Below are 18,288 nucleotides of genomic sequence, written 5' to 3'. Positions count from 1 at the left end.
GGTTATTTGGTTTGTTTTGGACTAAATCTAATATGGTTACTCATCTGTTAAAGATGTCCTGGCCGCACACCCTGTAAATATTCAGCTACTACAAGTATGTAAGAATGAACGTTAACTCACCCTTGAGCACATGAGAGGTAAGCATGGCAATGACCCTAACCCGTGGACGGATTTTTGCATTGGCGGCAATGGTGCTAACGGCATCAACCGGTATATCACAGGCCGCGGATACTGTCCGAGTTGGCTCAAAAATTGATACTGAAGGCTCATTGCTGGGCAATATTATTGTGCAGGTACTGGATGCTAACGGGATAAAAACCACCAATAAATCACAGTTGGGCACCACCAAAGTAGTGCGTGGTGCTATCACTGCGGGTGAGATTGATATTTACCCTGAATATACCGGTAATGGGGCTTTTTTCTTCTCGGATGAAAAAGATCCCGCTTGGAAAAATGCGAAAGCAGGCTATGAAAAAGTCAAAGCGTTAGATTACGAGAAGAACAAACTGGTGTGGCTCTCACCTGCTCCAGCGAACAATACATGGACCATTGCAGTACGCCAGGATTTAGCCCAAGCGAATAACTTGAAAACGCTGGAGGATTTGGGCAAATGGATTAATGCTGGTGGTAAATTCAAATTAGCGGCCTCCGCCGAGTTTATTGAACGGCCAGATGCCTTGCCTGCTTTCCAGCAAGCTTACGGCTTTAAATTGAATCAAGACCAATTGTTATCATTAGCCGGTGGTGACACTGCGGTGACGATTAAAGCTGCGGCAGAACAGACCTCTGGTGTTAATGCTGCCATGGCGTATGGCACTGATGGCCCGGTTGCTGCTTTAGGCTTACAAACACTCGAAGACACTAAGGGTGTGCAACCTATTTATGCGCCGACGCCGATCATCCGTGAGGCCACACTGAAAGCACACCCAACGATACCTGCTTTACTCAATCCTGTATTTGCTACCCTTGATGGGCCGACGCTACAAAAACTGAATGCCCGTATTGCGGTTGAAGGTCAGGATGCGAAAAAAGTGGCAGCTAATTATCTGAAAGAAAAAGGGTTTGTTAAAGGATAGTGGTGGGTGTCAGAGATGGCGCTGTAGGCACCTGATTTATAGCGCTATCAAAGAAACAGGTCACTCGTTATTACAACAAAGGTTACCTGTCATGGAGATGGATTTTTATGGCTGTCAAAAACCGGGTCCTGCTAGTACTGGCTATTTTATTGGTTTTATCAGGTGCTGGGCTGTCTTTTGTGAGCCATGCACCTAACCGATTGATTTCCGGGCAAGGGATCTCGTTGTTATCGCTGATAAGTGGATCAAATGGGGTGGTGCTAATTCCTATTCTGATCCTGCTTATTTTTGCGTTCTTAAAACAAAATATCGTGCTGTATTGGCTAACAGTATTATTTGCCGAGCTGCTGCTTTTGGGTTTGTTGTTATTGGCTGGCACGACCGCCATACAGCTTGCCGGAGGTGGCGAGAGTCTGGCACGTACCTCATTAGGTGGAGGGTTCTGGCTGATGAGTGGGATGAGTCTATTGATTGCCGTCGATAGCTTAACTCGTGCCATTGTTAACCCTGTGTGGCGCAGTGTGGCTAATGTCTTACTGCTTCTGCCGGTAGTGATATTGCTCATGATGGGGCAGTTGGATCAACTATCGTTAATGAAAGAGTACGTTAACCGGCAAGACGTATTTAATGATGCGCTATGGCAACATCTTCAGATTTTACTCGCAACATTGATACCCGCCATCCTTTTGGGGATCCCACTCGGCTTACTCTGTTTTCGCTCTCGTCATTTTCAAAGCACCATTTTTTCGACATTGAATATTATTCAAACCATTCCATCTATTGCCTTATTTGGCCTGCTAATTGCGCCTTTAGCGGGGCTGGCTGCGGCTCTCCCCTGGTTGGCAGAGCATGGTGTCAGCGGTATCGGTCTGGCCCCGGCTATTGTCGCGTTGGTGCTTTATGCATTGTTGCCATTAGTGCGCAATGTGGTCGCAGGGCTAGAGTCGGTGCCTGACAGTGTTGTCGAGTCGGCCCGAGGTATGGGGATGACTCGCAGCCAGTTGTTCTTTCAGGTGCAAATACCTATTGCGATGCCACTTATCTTATCCGGTATCCGCATTGTCGCGGTACAAACAGTAGGGCTGGCTGTCGTGGCTGCATTGATTGGTGCGGGTGGGTTAGGCGCGATTGTGTTCCAAGGTTTGCTTAGCAGCGCATTGGATCTCGTGCTGCTTGGCGTTATCCCCGTGATTGTGATGGCGGTTGTGGTTGATTCGCTGTTTAAATTTATGGTTATTTTTATGGATACTTCACGTCGATGATTCATTTCCATCAGGTAAGTAAATATTTTGCCGGTAAACGAGCGGTCGATAATCTGACGTTGCAGATAGCCAAGGGTGAGTTTACTGTACTCATCGGTACCTCTGGCTCCGGTAAATCGACCACACTAAAAATGATTAACCGCCTTATTGAACATGATGAGGGGGAGATTCATTTTGCTGGTGAAGAAATTCGTAACTATAAACCTGAAGATATTCGGCGGCGGATGGGATATGCCATCCAATCGATAGGTTTATTTCCACACTGGACGGTGGAGCGCAATATTGCCACTGTGCCACAGTTGTTGAAATGGCCCCAGGACCGTATTCGCCAACGCGTCATCGAATTACTTGAGCTACTGCATCTTGAACCAGAACAATTTCTCCACCGCTATCCTCATCAATTGTCTGGTGGGCAGCAACAGCGTGTCGGTGTCGCTCGCGCCTTGGCAGCAGATCCTGAAGTCTTATTGATGGATGAGCCCTTTGGGGCGTTAGACCCCGTGACGCGCTCGGCACTCCAGTTTGAAATTACCCGTATTCATCAATTATCGGGTCGGACTATCGTGCTGGTGACTCATGATATTGATGAGGCGTTGAGTCTGGCTGATCGCATAGTTCTGATGGATGAAGGCCGAGTCATTCAGCAGGGAACGCCTCTTGAAATGCTAACTCAACCCGCCAATGATTTTGTTCGTGATTTTTTTGGTCGTAGTGATCTCGGAATTAAGCTGTTATCACTGGGGTGGGCTGAACAACGGGTCAGGCGCGGTGAAACGTTGATAGGGCCGCCGATTCTCGGTACTACCAGCCTGCGCGAGGCGCTTTCCCTGTTTGTTTCTCGTCAGACCGATAAACTGCCGGTGGCCGATGAATATGGGCAATCACTAGGTGTACTTTATTTTGCTGATTTGGTGGCAGATAAGGGGAGCGTGTGAAACCTGATACCGCTCATACCCGTGATACGGCTCATACTTATAAGCCAACAAAGAAAGCGTTTAAATGGGTAGTATCCGATGTACTGCGTTGGCTAAAAGACCCTCTGTGCTGGGCGCTGCTGCTGCTGACCGGTTTGGTTTTTGGTATGACCTCACTACACGGTTTCTTTGCCGCGTTATTTCCTGATCTCGATCGGCCTGTCTACCTGCAAGATACATTCTGGTCACTAGTGGTTGCTCATGTCTTATTGGTGCTGGTTTCCAGTGTTATCGCTGTTTTGATAGGAGTGAGTGCGGGTATTGCTGTGACACGTCCCATGGGGAAAGAGTTTCGCTCAGTGGTGGAAACCGTTGTTGCTGTGGGGCAGACTTTTCCACCGGTAGCGGTGCTGGCTATTGCCGTACCGGTGATGGGATTTAGTGAGAAACCCGCCATTATCGCTTTGGTGCTTTATGGTTTATTGCCGATTTTACAAGGAACTATCACCGGTATCGAGTCTGTCTCCCGCGGCATTCATGAGGTGGCAGAAGGGGTGGGAATGAGTGCCAGGCAGATTTTGTGGCAGGTTGAATTGCCACTGGCAGCACCTATTATCGTTGCAGGTATCCGAACCTCGGTCATTATCAATATAGGTACTGCCGCAATAGCGTCAACCGTTGGGACGAAAACCTTGGGTTCTCCGATCATTATCGGACTTAGCGGTTTTAATACGGCTTACGTTATTCAGGGGGCGGTTGTGGTCGCACTATTGGCTATTATTACGGATATGATTTTTGCTCGTTGGGCCAGGCGGCTGTCACGTTGGCGGGAATTACAATCTCTTCCGATAGACCGGCACGATTAATGTTTTGGCTGTTTTGCGCTCTGATTAGTAACAGGTGCCTATGCTAATTTCACTTCCTATGTATGGTGTCGAGCCGCAGGATGTTTTGCCTTTTTGGCGGTTATTATCGCAACAACTGCACCGTCATGGGGTTATAGGGGGAGATGGTGCTACAGGGATAAGTGATCAACTCATCTGGCCTACTGATTTACTGCAACATTGGCGTGATCCTAATTTGCTGTTGAGCCAAACCTGCGGTTTTCCTCTGGTGACGTTATTGCAACAGCAGGTGCAATTGATTGGGGTATTTAGCTATCAATCACCTTACTGTTCGGGGGAATATTACCGTAGTTTGGTTGTGGTCCGTGCTGATGAAAAAGGCCAACAACTGGCAGATTTTCGCCATAGAATAGTTGCCTATAACAGTATGGATTCTCAGTCTGGATACAATGCACTGCGTGCTTTAATTGCACCATTGGCGATCAATGGGCATTTTTTTTCTCACAGTTTGGCCTCTGGCGGGCATTACCATTCGATCTCGATGATCCAACAGCGACAGGCCGATATTGCCGCAATAGATTGTGTCAGTTTTGCACTATTACAGCGAGCCAATCCCTCAGCCGTTGCCGGATTAAAAATAATAGCGCAAACCGACGCGGCTCCTGGCCTGCCACTTATCACTTCATTGTCAACTTCAGCACAACAGCTTACCCAGATCCGCCAGGCTATTACGGCTACCGTTAATTCTCCTGAAGCCGCGTCTGCCAAAGATAGGTTATTAATAAAATCATTTAGTGTTTTACCAATTTCGGCTTATGACGTAATTAGAAGGATGCAAGAAAAAGCGTTCTCAGCCGGAGTAATAACACTTTGATAAGAAGTGTTATTGGTGTGAGTAAACAAGCCAATCTTCTGCTGAAGCAATCGCTGAGATAAGCACTTTACTGTGCAGTACACGAGGCAGTCATTGCCCCGTGTATGGCTCAATAGAAAAACTAAGTGATATCAATTACAACAAGCCGCCACCTTCAACATCAATCACGCTACCGGTCATAAAACTGTTTTCCAGCAATAACACAAAGGCACCCGCAATATCAACCGGTTGGCCGACTCGACCGACAGGTAGTGAGGCTGCCATTTTTGTAAACATAGCCTGTCGCTGCTCATTACTCATACTATTATAAGCTTCAGTCGCGGTTACGCCTGGGCTGACCACATTGACCCGTCGTGGGGCCAGTTCTTTGGCTAACTGCTTACCGACTGCTTCCAATGCAGCATTAATAGCTGTTTTGATGAACTGGCCGCTGACAAACTTACGTGACAACAAACCTGACGTCAGGGTTATTGAACCCTGTTCGTGCAGATAAGGTAACGCTGATTGTATCGCCCGCAGTGCTCCCCACAGTTTTACATCAAAATTTTCCTGAGCTTCGCTTAAAGAGGTGTCTGCCAAAGCGTGTGCTTGCACCGCAGGCCCGGCGGTAATAACCAAGTGATCAAAGGTTCCGACCTGTGCAAACAGATGCTTGAGTGATTCTGCATCAGTCATATCAGCAGATAAGCGCAATATAGCACTATCGTGATCGACAGATTGTGAGCCTGCCGAACGGCGCGAAACCAAGACGACTTTGGCACCTCGACTGATGGCGGCATAAGCCACGGCTGCGCCAATACCACTGTTGCCTCCAAGAATAACCAGTTTTTGTTGATTGAGTGGAGAACTGAATTGATGCTGAGATAACGTTGTGATGTCCATAATGAGTCCTGTATTTAAATAAGGGTTTCACTCTTCATCTATAGTCATCTATTGAAAGTTGTCTAACAATCGACTAAAAAGACAATCACCTGTAAAGGAAATTTACTAATGATCTCATTTAGTGATCTGGATGTTTTTGTTCGAACGGTTGATTGCGGTAGTTTGTCTGAGGCTGCTCGTCGGCTCAATATCACACCCGCAGCAGCCAGTATTGCGGTAAAACGCCTGGAGTCTCAATTGGGTGTGCGCTTGTTGGTCCGCTCAACCCGCAGTTTGCGCCTAACAGAAGCAGGGGCCAGCTATATTGATAGTGCACGTATTGCGTTAGGGGCATTAGTTGAGGGAGAACAGGCAATTCAGAAAAAAATGACGGGCTTATCTGGAGTATTACAACTTTCAGCCCCTTCAGACTTTGGCCGTAACTTATTAGTCGATTGGCTGAATGATTTCAAACAACAACATCCGCATATTCAATTGCATTTGTTACTCAACGACCGCCACGCCGACCTTTTCCGCGAACCGGTAGATATTGCTTTGCGTTTCGGGGTGCCTACCGATTCCAGTTTGGTGGCATTGCCCGTTCTAACTCAACATCGGCGTATGTTATGTGCCAGCCCTGCCTATCTTGCCCGTTACGGCGTGCCGCAGACACCGGCTCAATTGGCCGACCATCATTCGGTGTTATATCAGCGCAATGGTCGACTTTATAACCAATGGCGGTTAATGCGACAGGGGGAAGAACAAGAGGTGACGATGTCCGGTGAATACGTCAGTGATGATGGTGAGATAGCGCGACGTTGGGCACTGGCGGGGTTGGGTATTGCCAATAAGGCTGCTATTGATGTAGTCGATGATATCCGGTCAGGGCGTTTGGTTCAGGTATTGCCAAGCTGGCAGGGCGAAGTCTTACCCTTAAATCTATTGTGCCCCCACCGCTCGCAGGTATCAGAGCGGGTCAGGGGTTTACAGACTTTTTTGCAACAACGATGCCGCGATTGGATGGGCGCTTACGGTGATTCCTGACCATTGTTGGATAAGCCCGCAGGGCCAATATCAGACAGTGGGGAGGATTCGGTCGTTTCAGTTTCATGTGGGGTGGTTGAACGGGTATAGATGTTCAACCCGGCGAGAAAAACGCCACCTAATGAACTCAGTGCCATTATCGCAATCAGGATAATGAGTGCTTTTCTTAGCATAATTTTTTCACTTTTTATCGAAACAGAGGGAATTATAATCTGTTCACTGAATGAAACAACCATGTTACATGGTTGATGCATTTATATTCTGGATAAAATAAACACGCCGGCGGTTGCAGCTTAACGAGGCTTAAACAGAAATTTCCCCAATGTGACCAATATTACCGCAGAAACAATCACGGCTAATGCACACCATTCAGTGGTTGATAAACTTTCACCGGCAAAGCCAATACCGAGCAACACCGCAACAACCGGGTTCACATAGGCATAACTGGTGGCGACCGCCGGGCGCACATTTTTTAGCAAGAACATATAAGCGCTAATGGCGAGCATTGAGCCGAAAACAATCAGGTAAAGTAACGAGAGAATGCCACCCATGGTCGGCATTTGTTCCAGTTGTTCACCACTTAGCGTACTGGCAAGCAACAACACCACACCTGCAACCAGCATCTGTGCGGCACCGGACATGGCACCACTGGGGAGCGCCAGCCGTGAAGCCCAGACCGAGCCAAATGCCCAACTGGCTGAGGCCAATAATATCAGCATTGCCCCCACCGGATTACCTAATAAGTTGCTACCAGTATTGAGCAAGATGATACCTACCAACCCGAGAGCAATCCCCGACCATTCCAGTTTTGTGTTACGCATCCCCCATAACATGCTGAAACACAAAGTGAATAGTGGAACAGTCGCCACCATAACGGCGGCAATCCCTGAGGGAACATGTTGATGTTCGGCGATGGTAACCAGCCCATTACCGATAGCCAATAATAAGATACCTATCGCACTGGCGCCCAGCCATTGGCGGAATGTGGGCAGGGCGTGACCACGAATGGCTAAAAAGCTGAACAGCAGTACACCCGCAATCAGGTAACGTAAGCCAGCCATCATCAATGGGGGCCAGCTCTCTACCCCGATACGTATGACCAGGTAAGTCGAACCCCAAACGAAGTATAAAGTGAAAAGTGAACCAACCAGCAACCACAGATTACGGCTATTTTGCTTAAGCATAATTATTCAATAAAAAAGGGAGCGGTGAAACATCGAGGTATCAGTAAACATGAGAATAGCTGCCGTTAGCAAAGGTTTTTATCATTTTTTTACGTTTTAATTTTTCGTCTGAAATTTACGCAAAAACAGTGAGTTATTCTTGAATATAATAACTGATGAGTTAATAAACAACTGATAGTTTCAGTGCTTCCCATGCAAGCTAAGGTTGCTTCAGGCATGATGCATAAAATCCGATGCTTATATTGTTAATTATCAGATAAGGTGAATTACTTATGACATCAACAGCTTTGCCAATCACTCGCCGGTTTGATTTTCGAACACTAAATCCGGTGCGGAGATACGCCGGTTTGATGGTGCTATTTATTTTGCTTGCAATCCCGTTTGCCGATGCAGCGCAGAGTAATTCGCTAAACAGTGACTATGCTTTTTGGTCTGCCAGTGAATTGCAGCATAACCAGCAGAGTATGGCGCAAAACCAGGCGCCAAAGGAGACCATACGGGCTTACCAGCAGTTATTACAGCAGGCGGATAAAGCGCTGCAACGGCCAGATCAAAGTGTCACTGACAAGAGTATTGTGCCGCCCAGTGGTTCGAAACATGACTATCTCAGTCTTAGTGCCTACTGGTGGCCTGATAGCCAAAAAAGTGATGGGTTACCTTGGATGCGCAAAGATGGGCAGATAAATCCAGCCAGTAAAAATGCGGATAGCGACGGGGTGCGTCTGGCCGATTTTACCGCTCAGGTACAGGCGTTGACGCTGGCCTGGTATTTTTCTGGCCAGCAGAAATATGCTGATAAAGCGATTAGCATGATTCGAACCTGGTTTATCAACCCGCAAACGCGCATGAACCCGAACCTCGATTATGCTCAGGGCGTGCCGGGTATTGCTGCGGGACGTGGCACCGGTGTTTTGGATGGGCGCTACTTTGCCACTCGTATTGTCGATTCACTGATTATGTTGCGGCAGAATAAACGTTGGACGGCGCAAGATGAAAAGCAGATGCAACAGTGGATGACGGAATACTTACACTGGCTACAGCACAGCCCGGCAGGTAAAAAAGAGGCGGCGGCGCAGAATAATCACGGTAGCTGGTACACAGTCCAGGTGGCTGGAATTGCCTGGTATTTGCAACAACCACAACGGGTTAGCGAGATGGCTGAATTATTGAAAACCAAACTGGATACTCAACTCGCTGCGGAAGGCTCGCAACCCCTGGAATTGGCGCGGACCCGTTCTTTTCATTACAGTTATTTCAGTTTGCAGGCGGCGACGTTGATGGCACAGTTGGCGGATAAAGTGCAAATCGACTTGTGGCGTTATCAAACACCTAATGGCAGTAGTTTGATTAAAGCGCTTGATTTTATGGCTCCTTATTCTGATGAACAGACAAAGTGGCCCTATCGCAGTCTTGATCACATGGGAGTGCGGTTGGTACCACTGATGGTTCAGGCAGATAAAGCGCTAGGCGAGAATCGCTATCAGCGGTGGATCAAACAAGCCGACTTTACTGTTATGCCGAGTAAAGAAGGGGCGAAGCGCAAAGGGGCGGTAACTGAAGCGCGGCGAGATACCTGGTTATTGGCCGTGACTACTCAGCAAGGTGAATAGTTAATTAGGGTATAAATAACAAAAAAAAGCCGGGAGTTATCCCGGCGTAATAACAGGTAATAAATTCACAATGAAGCATTCAAACAGTAAATTAATGAGGGTCATACTAAGGCGAAAAATTTAGAACTGATAAACCAAACCGACCGCAACAACGTTGTCAGTATTCAGTTTCAGTTTATTATCATCACTCAACTGGTTAATTTTATAATCAACATAGGTGGACATGTTTTTATTGAAGTAATAAGACGCACCGATATCAACATATTTAACCAGATCAGTATCACCGATCCCTTCGATATCTTTCCCTTTAGATTGAACATACGCCAGCGATGGTTTCAAACCGAAATCAAATAAATATTGTGCCACTAATTCTACGTTTTGAGTTTTATTAGCAAAACCACTTACACCAGTTGACACATTATTAATGGTTGCCGTACCTGAGATAGGGGTCATATTACGGGTTTCAGCATAGGTTGCGGCCAAATAAACACCGTTGTCATCATATTTCAGACCGGTTGTCCAGGCATCAGCTTTATCGCCTTTACCAAAGTTGCCGTTCTTCTGCGCCGTAGTTCGGTTAGAAGAAGCATATGCAGCAGCCACGCTCACGCCAGCACCAATTTCATAACTGGAAGACAAACCGAAACCGTCGCCATTTTGTTTGGTGGCATCTGCGCGGCCGTTATTGCTATCAGCTTCGCTGCCGTTTTTGCCTTGGTATTGTAGCGAGAATTTCAGCCCATCAACCAGACCGAAGAAATCAGTGTTGCGATAAGTAGCCACACCGGTAGTACGACCGGTCATGAAGTTATCGGTTCTGGTGTAGCTGTCGTTACCGAACTCAGGCAACATATCGGTCCAGGCTGCCACGTCATATAACACACCGTAGTTACGGCCATAATCGATTGAACCTAATTTGCCGTAACGTAAACCAGCAAAAGCTAAACGTGTTTTATTGTCTTTTGTTTCCTGGCTTTCTGCGTAGTTAGCGGCAATGTTATATTCCCACTGGCCATAACCGGACAGTTGGTCAGTAATTTGGGTGGCACCTTTAAAACCAAAACGCACGTAAGATTTATCGCCGTCACTTTTATTATTATCAGAAAAGTAATGCAGTGCTTTGACTTTTCCGTATAAATCAAGTTTATTACCGTCCTTGTTATAAATTTCTGCTGCATGTGACGTAGTGGCAACTAATAAAGCCGGTACCAGGATTGCCAGAAGATTACGTTTCATATTTTTGCCCTGTTTCTCTTATTTAAAAAGACGCGAGTAGAAGATTTTTTTGCTGTATTCAATATCTATCTGAATTCGGCCAGCGCAGAATTTTTACCGCATCTGTGTGATATATTTATGACAAATCATAAATAACTGCGACATTGCGTAAATTTCAGCACGCGGTGATTTGCCAGGTCAGAGGATTTCAGCTACTACGGCGGTGCTTTCGGGCTGACGCCAGCGTTGTGGTGTGGGACAATAGGGCAACACTCAGTTTAGATAAGATATGCATGGCGTTGTCCCCGGCAGTAAAAGAACAAATCAGTCAGTGGTATAAGGCTCTCCAGCAGCAGATCCCGGACTTTATCTCCCGGGCACCGCAGCGCCAGATGATCGCCGAAGTGGCGAAAACGCTGGCCGGTGATGCTGGCCGTCATTTGGCTATTGAGGCACCGACCGGTGTTGGCAAAACGCTGTCTTATCTGATCCCTGGCATTGCAGTCAGCCGAGCAGAAAGCAAACCACTGGTGGTGAGCACTGCTAATGTGGCGCTACAGGATCAGATTTACAGTAAAGACTTGCCGCTATTGAAGAAAATTATTCCCGATCTTAAATTTACCGGTGCTTTCGGGCGTGGGCGATATGTGTGTCCACGTAATCTGGCGGCTATGTGTACGGATGTTTCTGGCCAAGGGGATTTATCGCTGTTTCTCGGCGATGAATTGGCCCCCGCCAATGGTGAGGAACAAGCGACTTGTCTGACGCTGTCTAAGCTACTGAGCAGCCATGTCTGGGACGGGCTGCGTGACCATCATCAGTTGGCGCTTAGTGATAGCCTGTGGACTAAATTGAGTACCGATAAGGCTAATTGCCTTGGGCGTAACTGCCATTATTTCCGTGAGTGTCCGTTCTTTATTGCGCGCAAAGAAATCGAAAGTGCCGATGTTGTGGTCGCCAACCATGCATTAGTGATGGCTGCATTGGAAACTGAATCGGTGCTACCCAATCCGAAAGAATTACTGTTGGTATTGGATGAAGGCCACCATTTGCCTGATGTAGCGCGCGATGCGCTAGAAATTGAAGGTGAGATCACCGCGTTCTTTGCCAATATGCAGTTGGATATGATTGTGCGGCTGGTGGATCAATGCATGGTGCAATACCGGCCTAAAAATCCGCCTGGTTTAGCGAATCCAGAGCGCTTGAAAGACCATTGCGAGCAGTTGCGCGAGCTGATGTTGAGTGTGGAACAACAAGTCAGTCAGCTGCTTCCTGCCGATGCCAATCCGGCGGTGTACCGTTTTGAAATGGGTGAGTTACCGGGGAGTTTGACAGAAGATTGCGCCAAATTATTCAAGCTGACCGATGCTTTGCGCGGTTTGGTCGAATTTGTACTGAACGATTTGAGTGAGCAAACCGGTAAGCACGATATTGTGCGTCTGCATCGCGCCATCCTGCAAATGAGCCGTACACTGGGTTATCTGGAGGCCATGAGCAAACTTTGGCGGCTCGCGGCAATGGAAAAAGCCTCGAATGCGCCGATATCCAAATGGGTAACCCGTGATTATCGCGAGAATCAAACGCACCTCTATTTCCACTGTGTTGGCATCCGTGTCAGTGACCAGCTAGATAAAATGTTATGGCGTAAAGTCCCCCATGTGATTGTGACTTCAGCGACATTACGTTCACTCAACAGCTTTGCCCGCTTGCAGGAGCTCAGTGGCCTGAGTGAGAAGGCCGGCGACCGGTTTGAAACACTGTCCTCCCCGTTTAACCATATTGAACAGGGGAAGTTGATTATTCCCAAAATGCGCTTCGAGCCAACTATGGCCCATGAAGCTGAACATCTGGCTGAAATGGCACAATTTTTCCGTGCGCAGCAGGCCAGTGGGCGGCATAAAGGAATGTTGATTTTGTTCAGTAGTCATCGGGCGATGCAAACCTTTCTCAGCCATGTGACCGATCTGCGTTTGATGCTACTGGTGCAGGGGGACCAACCCCGTTACCGACTGGTGGAAGAGCACCGTAAGCGGGTCAATAACGGTACTGCCAGTGTATTGATTGGTCTGCAATCATTTGCTGAAGGGTTGGATTTGAAAGGTGAATTGTTGACCCAGGTTCATATTCACAAAATTTCGTTCCCACCGATTGATAGCCCGGTAATTCTCACGGAAGGGGAGTGGCTGAAGTCGTTAAAACGTTATCCGTTTGAAGTGCAAAGTTTGCCAAGTGCCTCGTTTAATCTGATCCAACAGGTTGGTCGTTTGATTCGTAGTAATCAATGCCACGGTGAGATCGTTATTTACGATCGGCGTTTATTGACTAAGGGTTATGGTTCACGATTGTTGGCGGCACTACCGGTCTTCCCAATTGAACAACCGGAGATGCCGGCGGGGGTGATTATTCCGCCTGCGGTAATAAAAGCCCCGGCGAAGGCGGCGGTAAAAAGAGGGCGGCGGAAACGGACTGTTTTATAAGCATGTTTTCTTTATTCATTAAAACGATATGTTTTCGCGAAGACCAAAACACTCTGTATTCTGTTGAGATAAAAGGCCGGCATCACCGGCCTTAACCTTTAGTTAAACAGTCGGAGTACGTGATCTAGAATTAATGAAGACAATGTAAAGTCTGGATCGGCGAAAGTAACCCCCTGAGCGCCCAAATGAGAGAACAGAGGCAATGTTAGTGCTGGTAGCACGCATAAAAGCAGCCCGTTAATACCACTGGCGATAAGTGCTCCACGGAACCCCCCCGTCGCATTGCCAAAAATAGCGGCTGCACCGCCGGTAATAAAACTGGCCATAATGCCTGGTACGATAATGGGCAATCCAATAAATGGGAAGATAAGGATACAAACCAGCTCGACGGAAAAACTCATCAAAAATCCGATTAGTGTCGCATTAGGTGCTTTGGTAAATAGCACCATAACATCAACGGCAGGTACAGAGCCTGGTGCAAATACTCGCGCGAAGCCTTTAAAAGCAGGGACGATTTCAGCGGTAAATAAATTAACTCCAGCCTTAGCTAAATAGAGTCCGCATGTAAAAATAGCCGACTGCTCCAAGATGAAGATAATCACATTTTTATCAGCAGCACCGGCCCCATAAACCAATTTCATTGCATCTGTAATCTGCGGTTGTGTCGCAAAAATACAAGATATCAATAACAAAATTAACATGGTTAATAGTGTGGCAATATTGGGTTCGCGCAGGAAATCAAACTTATTACTGATTTTAATGTTTTCAGTGTCAGAGTTTTTATTACCGAACCATTTCCCCATGTAAGAGCCTATTACGTAAGAGGAAATTGCGGCATGGGAAATAGCATACTCATTTGAACCAATGATTTCACGACTGAATCGGCTAAGAATATAGGGTGATACGGCCATATAAAAACCAATAATAATTGTGGCGATAATAACTATTGGATAATGGCTGTAGCCCAGTTGCATAAGCACGGCAGTCAATGCAAAAGCCATAAATAAAACAAGGTGTAATGATAAATAGATAAATTTGAACCGGGTAAACCTTGCCAACAGAATGTTGAGTATCATAGAAAATAGCAGAATAAGTGCTGCTGTTGCACCAATTTTATCAATTGTTGCCGCCATGATAGCTTCATTACTGGGTACGACACCGACAATATTAAATGCACTGGAAAATAGTGTGCTGAATGCCGTAAGTACCTTCATTAAAATACTGCCACCGACTTTTATCATCGTAAACCCGATAAAAGAGAGGAAAGTACCGGTAATTAAACGAGAAACAGATGCTTTTTGAAAGAGTAAACCTAAAAATGCCACAATGGCAATTATTACTGCTGGTGTTTTTACTAAACTAAGCAATATATCCAACTTACCACCTCACCCCGAAGATATGCATATCGTAAAATATGTTTTTATTAACATTTTTATGACAAATGATGTTGTCACAAATAAAGTATCCCTTTAATGCTAAAAGTTATTCGAGTTGCACATCACATAACTAAAACATAATTCCATTTTATGTGGAATGCTATTTTAATTTTGTTTTTATTGTGTTCTGAAGTTGTTGTGAAAATGCATATAAATACAGTGAAAACTGTTTTCATCTGAAATCTTTTTCTATGCGTATAAATCCAATGACTAAGATTATATAAGCCGCTGGTGAGCTGACTCTAGCAAGTCAAGCCTGGCAGTACCTCCGGTGTAAATTGCGGGTTATTGGTTAGCGGCAACGTTAACTGTTATCGACATGTTTAGCAGGCAGGGGTAAAGCAGAATGAAACAGCTAATGGCAGAGTTTATTGGCACTTTCTGGCTGGTGTTAGGCGGGTGTGGTAGCGCAGTATTGGCTGCAATGTTCCCGGTGGCGGGTATTGGATTTTTGGGGGTGGCATTGGCGTTTGGGCTGACTGTCGTCACGATGGCGTATGCACTGGGGCATGTCTCAGGTGCGCATTTTAACCCGGCAGTGTCACTCGGTTTATGGGTGGGTGGGCGTTTCTCTGGCGCACAATTACTGCCTTATATTGTGGCGCAAGTGCTGGGGGGGCTGGCCGGGGCCGCTATTTTGTATTTAATCGCCAGTGGCAAAGCCGGGTTTGATGTCAGTGCCGGGTTCGCCAGTAATGGTTTTGGTGTTCGCTCGCCGGGGGGATATAACTTACAAGCGGTACTGGTGGCTGAAGTGGTTCTTACCATGGGGTTTGTGATGGTTATCATGGGGGCGACCGATAAACCTTCTCATGCAATTGCAGCGCCGTTGGCTATTGGGCTATGTCTTACACTGATCCATTTAATCAGTATTCCAGTGGATAATACCTCGGTAAATCCCGCACGTAGTACCGCTGTAGCTATTTTTGCCGGTGGAATCGCATTGCAGCAATTATGGGTATTCTGGCTGGCCCCGTTGGTAGGCGGAGCCTTAGGTGGCGCTATTTATCGGGTATTATTTAGCCCACCGGAAGAGTTAAACAAACCACTGTAGTTTGCCTGTCACTGCCGCAAGTTGTTCTGGCAGTGGCGGGTTTCACCCGCTAGCCTACCATCAGTACCACTCCTCTCTATTAGCCGCGCAGTTCTAATTATTTCGGGTATCGCTATCACTATTAGTGATAAAGTTTCAGCAATAAGTTACCTGATTTATGTTTAACCGCGACGGACAGGGGAAATGCCGCACCATGGATTACAGTAAAATTATTAAAGAGATTGGGCGCGGTAAGAATCATGCGCGTGATCTGGACAAGCTTACCGCTTATGAACTGTATAAAGTCATGTTGGCAGGGCAGGTCCCCGAGTTGGAGCTAGGGGGGATCCTGATAGCCTTTCGTATTAAAGGTGAATCCGAACAGGAGATTCTGGGCTTTTATCAGGCGATGCAAGAACAGGTGATGCCACTACGCGCGCCAATGGATTATCCACTCCCCGTGGTGATCCCAAGTTATAATGGTGCGCGCAAACAGGCTAATCTGACCCCGTTATTGGCATTATTACTTTCACGTCTGGGGTTACCGGTGGTGGTACACGGCGTGACTGAGGACAGCAGCCGGGTAACCAGTGCCGAGATTTTCCAGCAACTGAATATTCCGTGGTCACTTGATGCCGCTGAAGCCCAACAACGGCTTGATAGCGGGTTGCCGGTATTTATCCCTGTATCAGCATTATCGACTCAATTAGACCAACAATTACAGTTACGCTGGCGGATGGGGGTTAGAAATAGCAGTCACACATTGGCGAAACTGGCAACACCGTTTATTCACGAGAATGCATTGCGTCTTGCCAGTGTTTCGCACCCAGAATATATGCAAAAAGTCGGCGGCTTCTTTCAGGCGATCGGCGCACCGGCACTGCTACAGCAAGGGACCGAAGGGGAGGTTTATGCTAACCCATCGCGTTGCCCACCAATTCATTACATCAATGGGGGGGAACAGCAAATTTTACTGGATCGCCAGTTAGAGCAGGGCGAACTGGTGTTACCCTCGTCGAAAGATGCCGCCATAACGGCCCGCTGGATTGAAGGTTGTTTGGCGGGTGAATGGCCTATTCCTGATGCTATCCAAAAACAGTTAGCATGTTGTCTGGTGGCAGTCGGGCGGGCTGATACCCTCGAGCATGCGCTGCAACAGATTGAGGCTATGTGAGTTTTTGCGCGAGCGACGGGGTAAAGTGGTATCAGAGAGTGGCACTGAACTAAGCCCATTTATTCTGAGTAAATCGTGGCGATAACATCAAATGAAGTCGCCTACCGATAGGATTCGCTGTTATTTTGATGGCAATACCCACCACCCGTTCTGCGGCAATTTATGCTATCTTACGCGCCAGAAAATGCCGATCAGAGAGCCAGACGATGGAAAACAAAAAAATATTCCCCAAAGAAAAAAGCGGATTGCATCCCCGAAATCGTCATCGCTCACGCTATGATTTTGATGCTCTTTCAGTAAGTTGCCCGGAGTTAGTTCCTTTTCTGGCAGCTACCGCCTATGGTGATATTTCTATCGATTTTGCCGATCCTCTGGCGGTCAAAATGCTCAACCGGGCATTGCTGAAGCATTTCTATGGTATTGAATATTGGGATATTCCAGCTGACTTTTTATGCCCACCGATCCCAGGTCGTGCTGACTATGTGCACCATCTGGCCGACTTATTGGCCAGTTGTAATGAAGGGGTTATCCCGCAGGGTAGAAATATTGCGCTGTTGGATATTGGCGTCGGTGCCAACTGTATTTATCCGATTATTGGTCAGCGGGAATACGGCTGGCGTTTTACCGGGACTGACATTGATCCGCAAGCACTCAGTGCGGCAAAAATGGTGGTGTCAATGAACCCGACGCTGAAAAACACCTTACGACTTAAACAGCAAAAAGACTCACAAGCTATTTTCGACGGTATTCTGGCGGTGAATGAACGTTACGATGCCACACTATGTAATCCGCCGTTCCATGCCTCCGCCGAAGAGGCCGCAGCAACCACGCGTCGCAAGTTGCACAAATTGGGTAAAAGTGAAGTTGCCGCTAAACCGGTGCAAAACTTTGGCGGGAAAAATAGCGAATTGTGGTGTGAAGGTGGAGAAGAAGGGTTTGTTAGTCGCATGGTGGCAGAGAGCGCAACTAAGGCGCAAAACTGCTTTTGGTTCACTTCATTGATCTCGAAGAAGACCACCTTACCGGCAATCTATCATGCCCTGCGCTATGCCAACGCCGTTGAGGTCCGCACCATTGATATGGCACAAGGGCAAAAAGTCAGCCGGTTTGTGGCATGGACGTTCCTGACGCCGGAGCAGCAGGTGGCGTGGAAAGCTGAACGTTGGTAATACCCTTCGTCCTTGACGCCGCAGGGGTGTTGGCTGCGCGCACTTACCCGAATCACTGACTTGAGTCAGCTCATCGGGGTGCGTTTACTGGCCGCCTACCTGCAACGTCAATGA

At 47.2% G+C, this 18,288-nt stretch carries 16 protein-coding genes; 11 read left to right on the top strand and 5 right to left on the bottom strand.

The features are described 5' to 3' along the window. The first annotated feature begins 143 nt into the window (after positions 1-143). The 5 genes from osmF (at position 144) to V2A85_RS14115 (ending at position 4,971) form a co-directional block, all read left to right on the top strand. Positions 144-1,076: an ABC transporter substrate-binding protein gene (gene osmF / locus V2A85_RS14135; protein ID WP_083159470.1), complete on the top strand. Its 933-nt coding sequence runs from the start codon at positions 144-146 to the stop codon at positions 1,074-1,076. Positions 1,077-1,183: 107 nt separating this feature from the next. Then, positions 1,184-2,338: an ABC transporter permease gene (locus tag V2A85_RS14130; protein WP_420071676.1), complete on the top strand. Its 1,155-nt coding sequence runs from the start codon at positions 1,184-1,186 to the stop codon at positions 2,336-2,338. Then, positions 2,335-3,273, top strand: a complete 939-nt coding sequence (locus V2A85_RS14125; protein WP_372568885.1) for an ABC transporter ATP-binding protein — start codon at positions 2,335-2,337, stop codon at positions 3,271-3,273. The genes V2A85_RS14130 and V2A85_RS14125 overlap by 4 nt, the downstream gene beginning before the upstream one ends. A 146-nt stretch (positions 3,274-3,419) precedes the next feature. After that, a complete protein-coding gene (locus tag V2A85_RS14120) occupies positions 3,420-4,118 on the top strand; it encodes an ABC transporter permease (protein WP_372559849.1) in 699 nt (232 codons plus the stop codon). A 58-nt stretch (positions 4,119-4,176) separates the two neighbouring features. Continuing rightward, complete coding sequence (locus tag V2A85_RS14115) at positions 4,177-4,971, top strand: phosphate/phosphite/phosphonate ABC transporter substrate-binding protein (protein ID WP_420071677.1); 795 nt, start codon at positions 4,177-4,179, stop codon at positions 4,969-4,971. Between the two features lie 135 nt (positions 4,972-5,106). Here the strand turns inward: V2A85_RS14115 and V2A85_RS14110 are convergent, their stop codons facing one another. Beyond that, positions 5,107-5,853 carry an SDR family oxidoreductase gene (locus V2A85_RS14110; RefSeq protein ID WP_420071675.1) on the bottom strand — a complete coding sequence of 249 codons (747 nt, stop codon included), beginning with the start codon at positions 5,851-5,853 and terminating at the stop codon, positions 5,107-5,109. 108 nt (positions 5,854-5,961) lie between these two features. Here V2A85_RS14110 and V2A85_RS14105 point away from each other — a divergent pair, with 108 nt between their 5' ends. After that, the gene (locus tag V2A85_RS14105; RefSeq protein ID WP_420071674.1) at positions 5,962-6,876 is read left to right on the top strand and encodes a LysR family transcriptional regulator; all 915 of its coding nucleotides are present in this window, start codon (positions 5,962-5,964) and stop codon (positions 6,874-6,876) included. On the opposite strand, the gene V2A85_RS14100 is transcribed toward V2A85_RS14105, so the two are convergent. Together V2A85_RS14100 and yedA are read right to left on the bottom strand one after the other, a co-directional pair. Then, on the bottom strand, positions 6,861-7,049 hold the full coding sequence (locus V2A85_RS14100; protein ID WP_032815427.1) for a hypothetical protein: 189 nt from the start codon (positions 7,047-7,049) through the stop codon (positions 6,861-6,863). The genes V2A85_RS14105 and V2A85_RS14100 overlap by 16 nt on opposite strands. Positions 7,050-7,169: 120 nt before the next feature. Continuing rightward, positions 7,170-8,060 (bottom strand): drug/metabolite exporter YedA, encoded by an 891-nt coding sequence (yedA, locus tag V2A85_RS14095; RefSeq protein WP_083159458.1) that lies wholly within the window; start codon positions 8,058-8,060, stop codon positions 7,170-7,172. Positions 8,061-8,332: 272 nt separating this feature from the next. Here yedA and V2A85_RS14090 point away from each other — a divergent pair, with 272 nt between their 5' ends. Further along, positions 8,333-9,670 (top strand): alginate lyase family protein, encoded by a 1,338-nt coding sequence (locus tag V2A85_RS14090; RefSeq protein ID WP_420071673.1) that lies wholly within the window; start codon positions 8,333-8,335, stop codon positions 9,668-9,670. A gap of 120 nt (positions 9,671-9,790) precedes the next feature. Here the strand turns inward: V2A85_RS14090 and ompF2 are convergent, their stop codons facing one another. Then, the gene (ompF2, locus tag V2A85_RS14085; RefSeq protein WP_372558412.1) at positions 9,791-10,906 is read right to left on the bottom strand and encodes a porin OmpF2; all 1,116 of its coding nucleotides are present in this window, start codon (positions 10,904-10,906) and stop codon (positions 9,791-9,793) included. A 272-nt stretch (positions 10,907-11,178) separates the two neighbouring features. Here ompF2 and dinG point away from each other — a divergent pair, with 272 nt between their 5' ends. Further along, complete coding sequence (gene dinG / locus V2A85_RS14080; protein WP_372558413.1) at positions 11,179-13,362, top strand: ATP-dependent DNA helicase DinG; 2,184 nt, start codon at positions 11,179-11,181, stop codon at positions 13,360-13,362. A gap of 98 nt (positions 13,363-13,460) precedes the next feature. Here dinG and V2A85_RS14075 read toward each other — a convergent pair whose 3' ends face one another. Beyond that, entirely contained in the window at positions 13,461-14,738 is a 1,278-nt protein-coding gene (locus V2A85_RS14075; protein WP_083159450.1) for a PTS ascorbate transporter subunit IIC, read from the bottom strand. A gap of 406 nt (positions 14,739-15,144) precedes the next feature. Between V2A85_RS14075 and aqpZ the strand changes: the two genes are divergently transcribed. From aqpZ to rlmF, 3 genes are all read left to right on the top strand, one after another. After that, positions 15,145-15,852, top strand: a complete 708-nt coding sequence (gene aqpZ / locus V2A85_RS14070) for an aquaporin Z (protein ID WP_372558415.1) — start codon at positions 15,145-15,147, stop codon at positions 15,850-15,852. Positions 15,853-16,045: 193 nt separating this feature from the next. Next, on the top strand, positions 16,046-17,005 hold the full coding sequence (ybiB, locus tag V2A85_RS14065; protein WP_372558416.1) for a DNA-binding protein YbiB: 960 nt from the start codon (positions 16,046-16,048) through the stop codon (positions 17,003-17,005). 206 nt (positions 17,006-17,211) lie between these two features. Next, entirely contained in the window at positions 17,212-18,174 is a 963-nt protein-coding gene (gene rlmF, locus V2A85_RS14060) for a 23S rRNA (adenine(1618)-N(6))-methyltransferase RlmF (RefSeq protein ID WP_420071672.1), read from the top strand. The last annotated feature ends 114 nt before the right edge of the window (positions 18,175-18,288 follow it).

Origin of the sequence: Yersinia sp. 1252 StPb PI (assembly GCF_048593885.1) — a bacterium.
GTDB lineage: Bacteria > Pseudomonadota > Gammaproteobacteria > Enterobacterales > Enterobacteriaceae > Yersinia > Yersinia enterocolitica_E.
The sequence above is the reverse complement of the archived record's forward strand: the minus strand, read 5'-3'. Positions and strand labels throughout refer to the sequence as shown.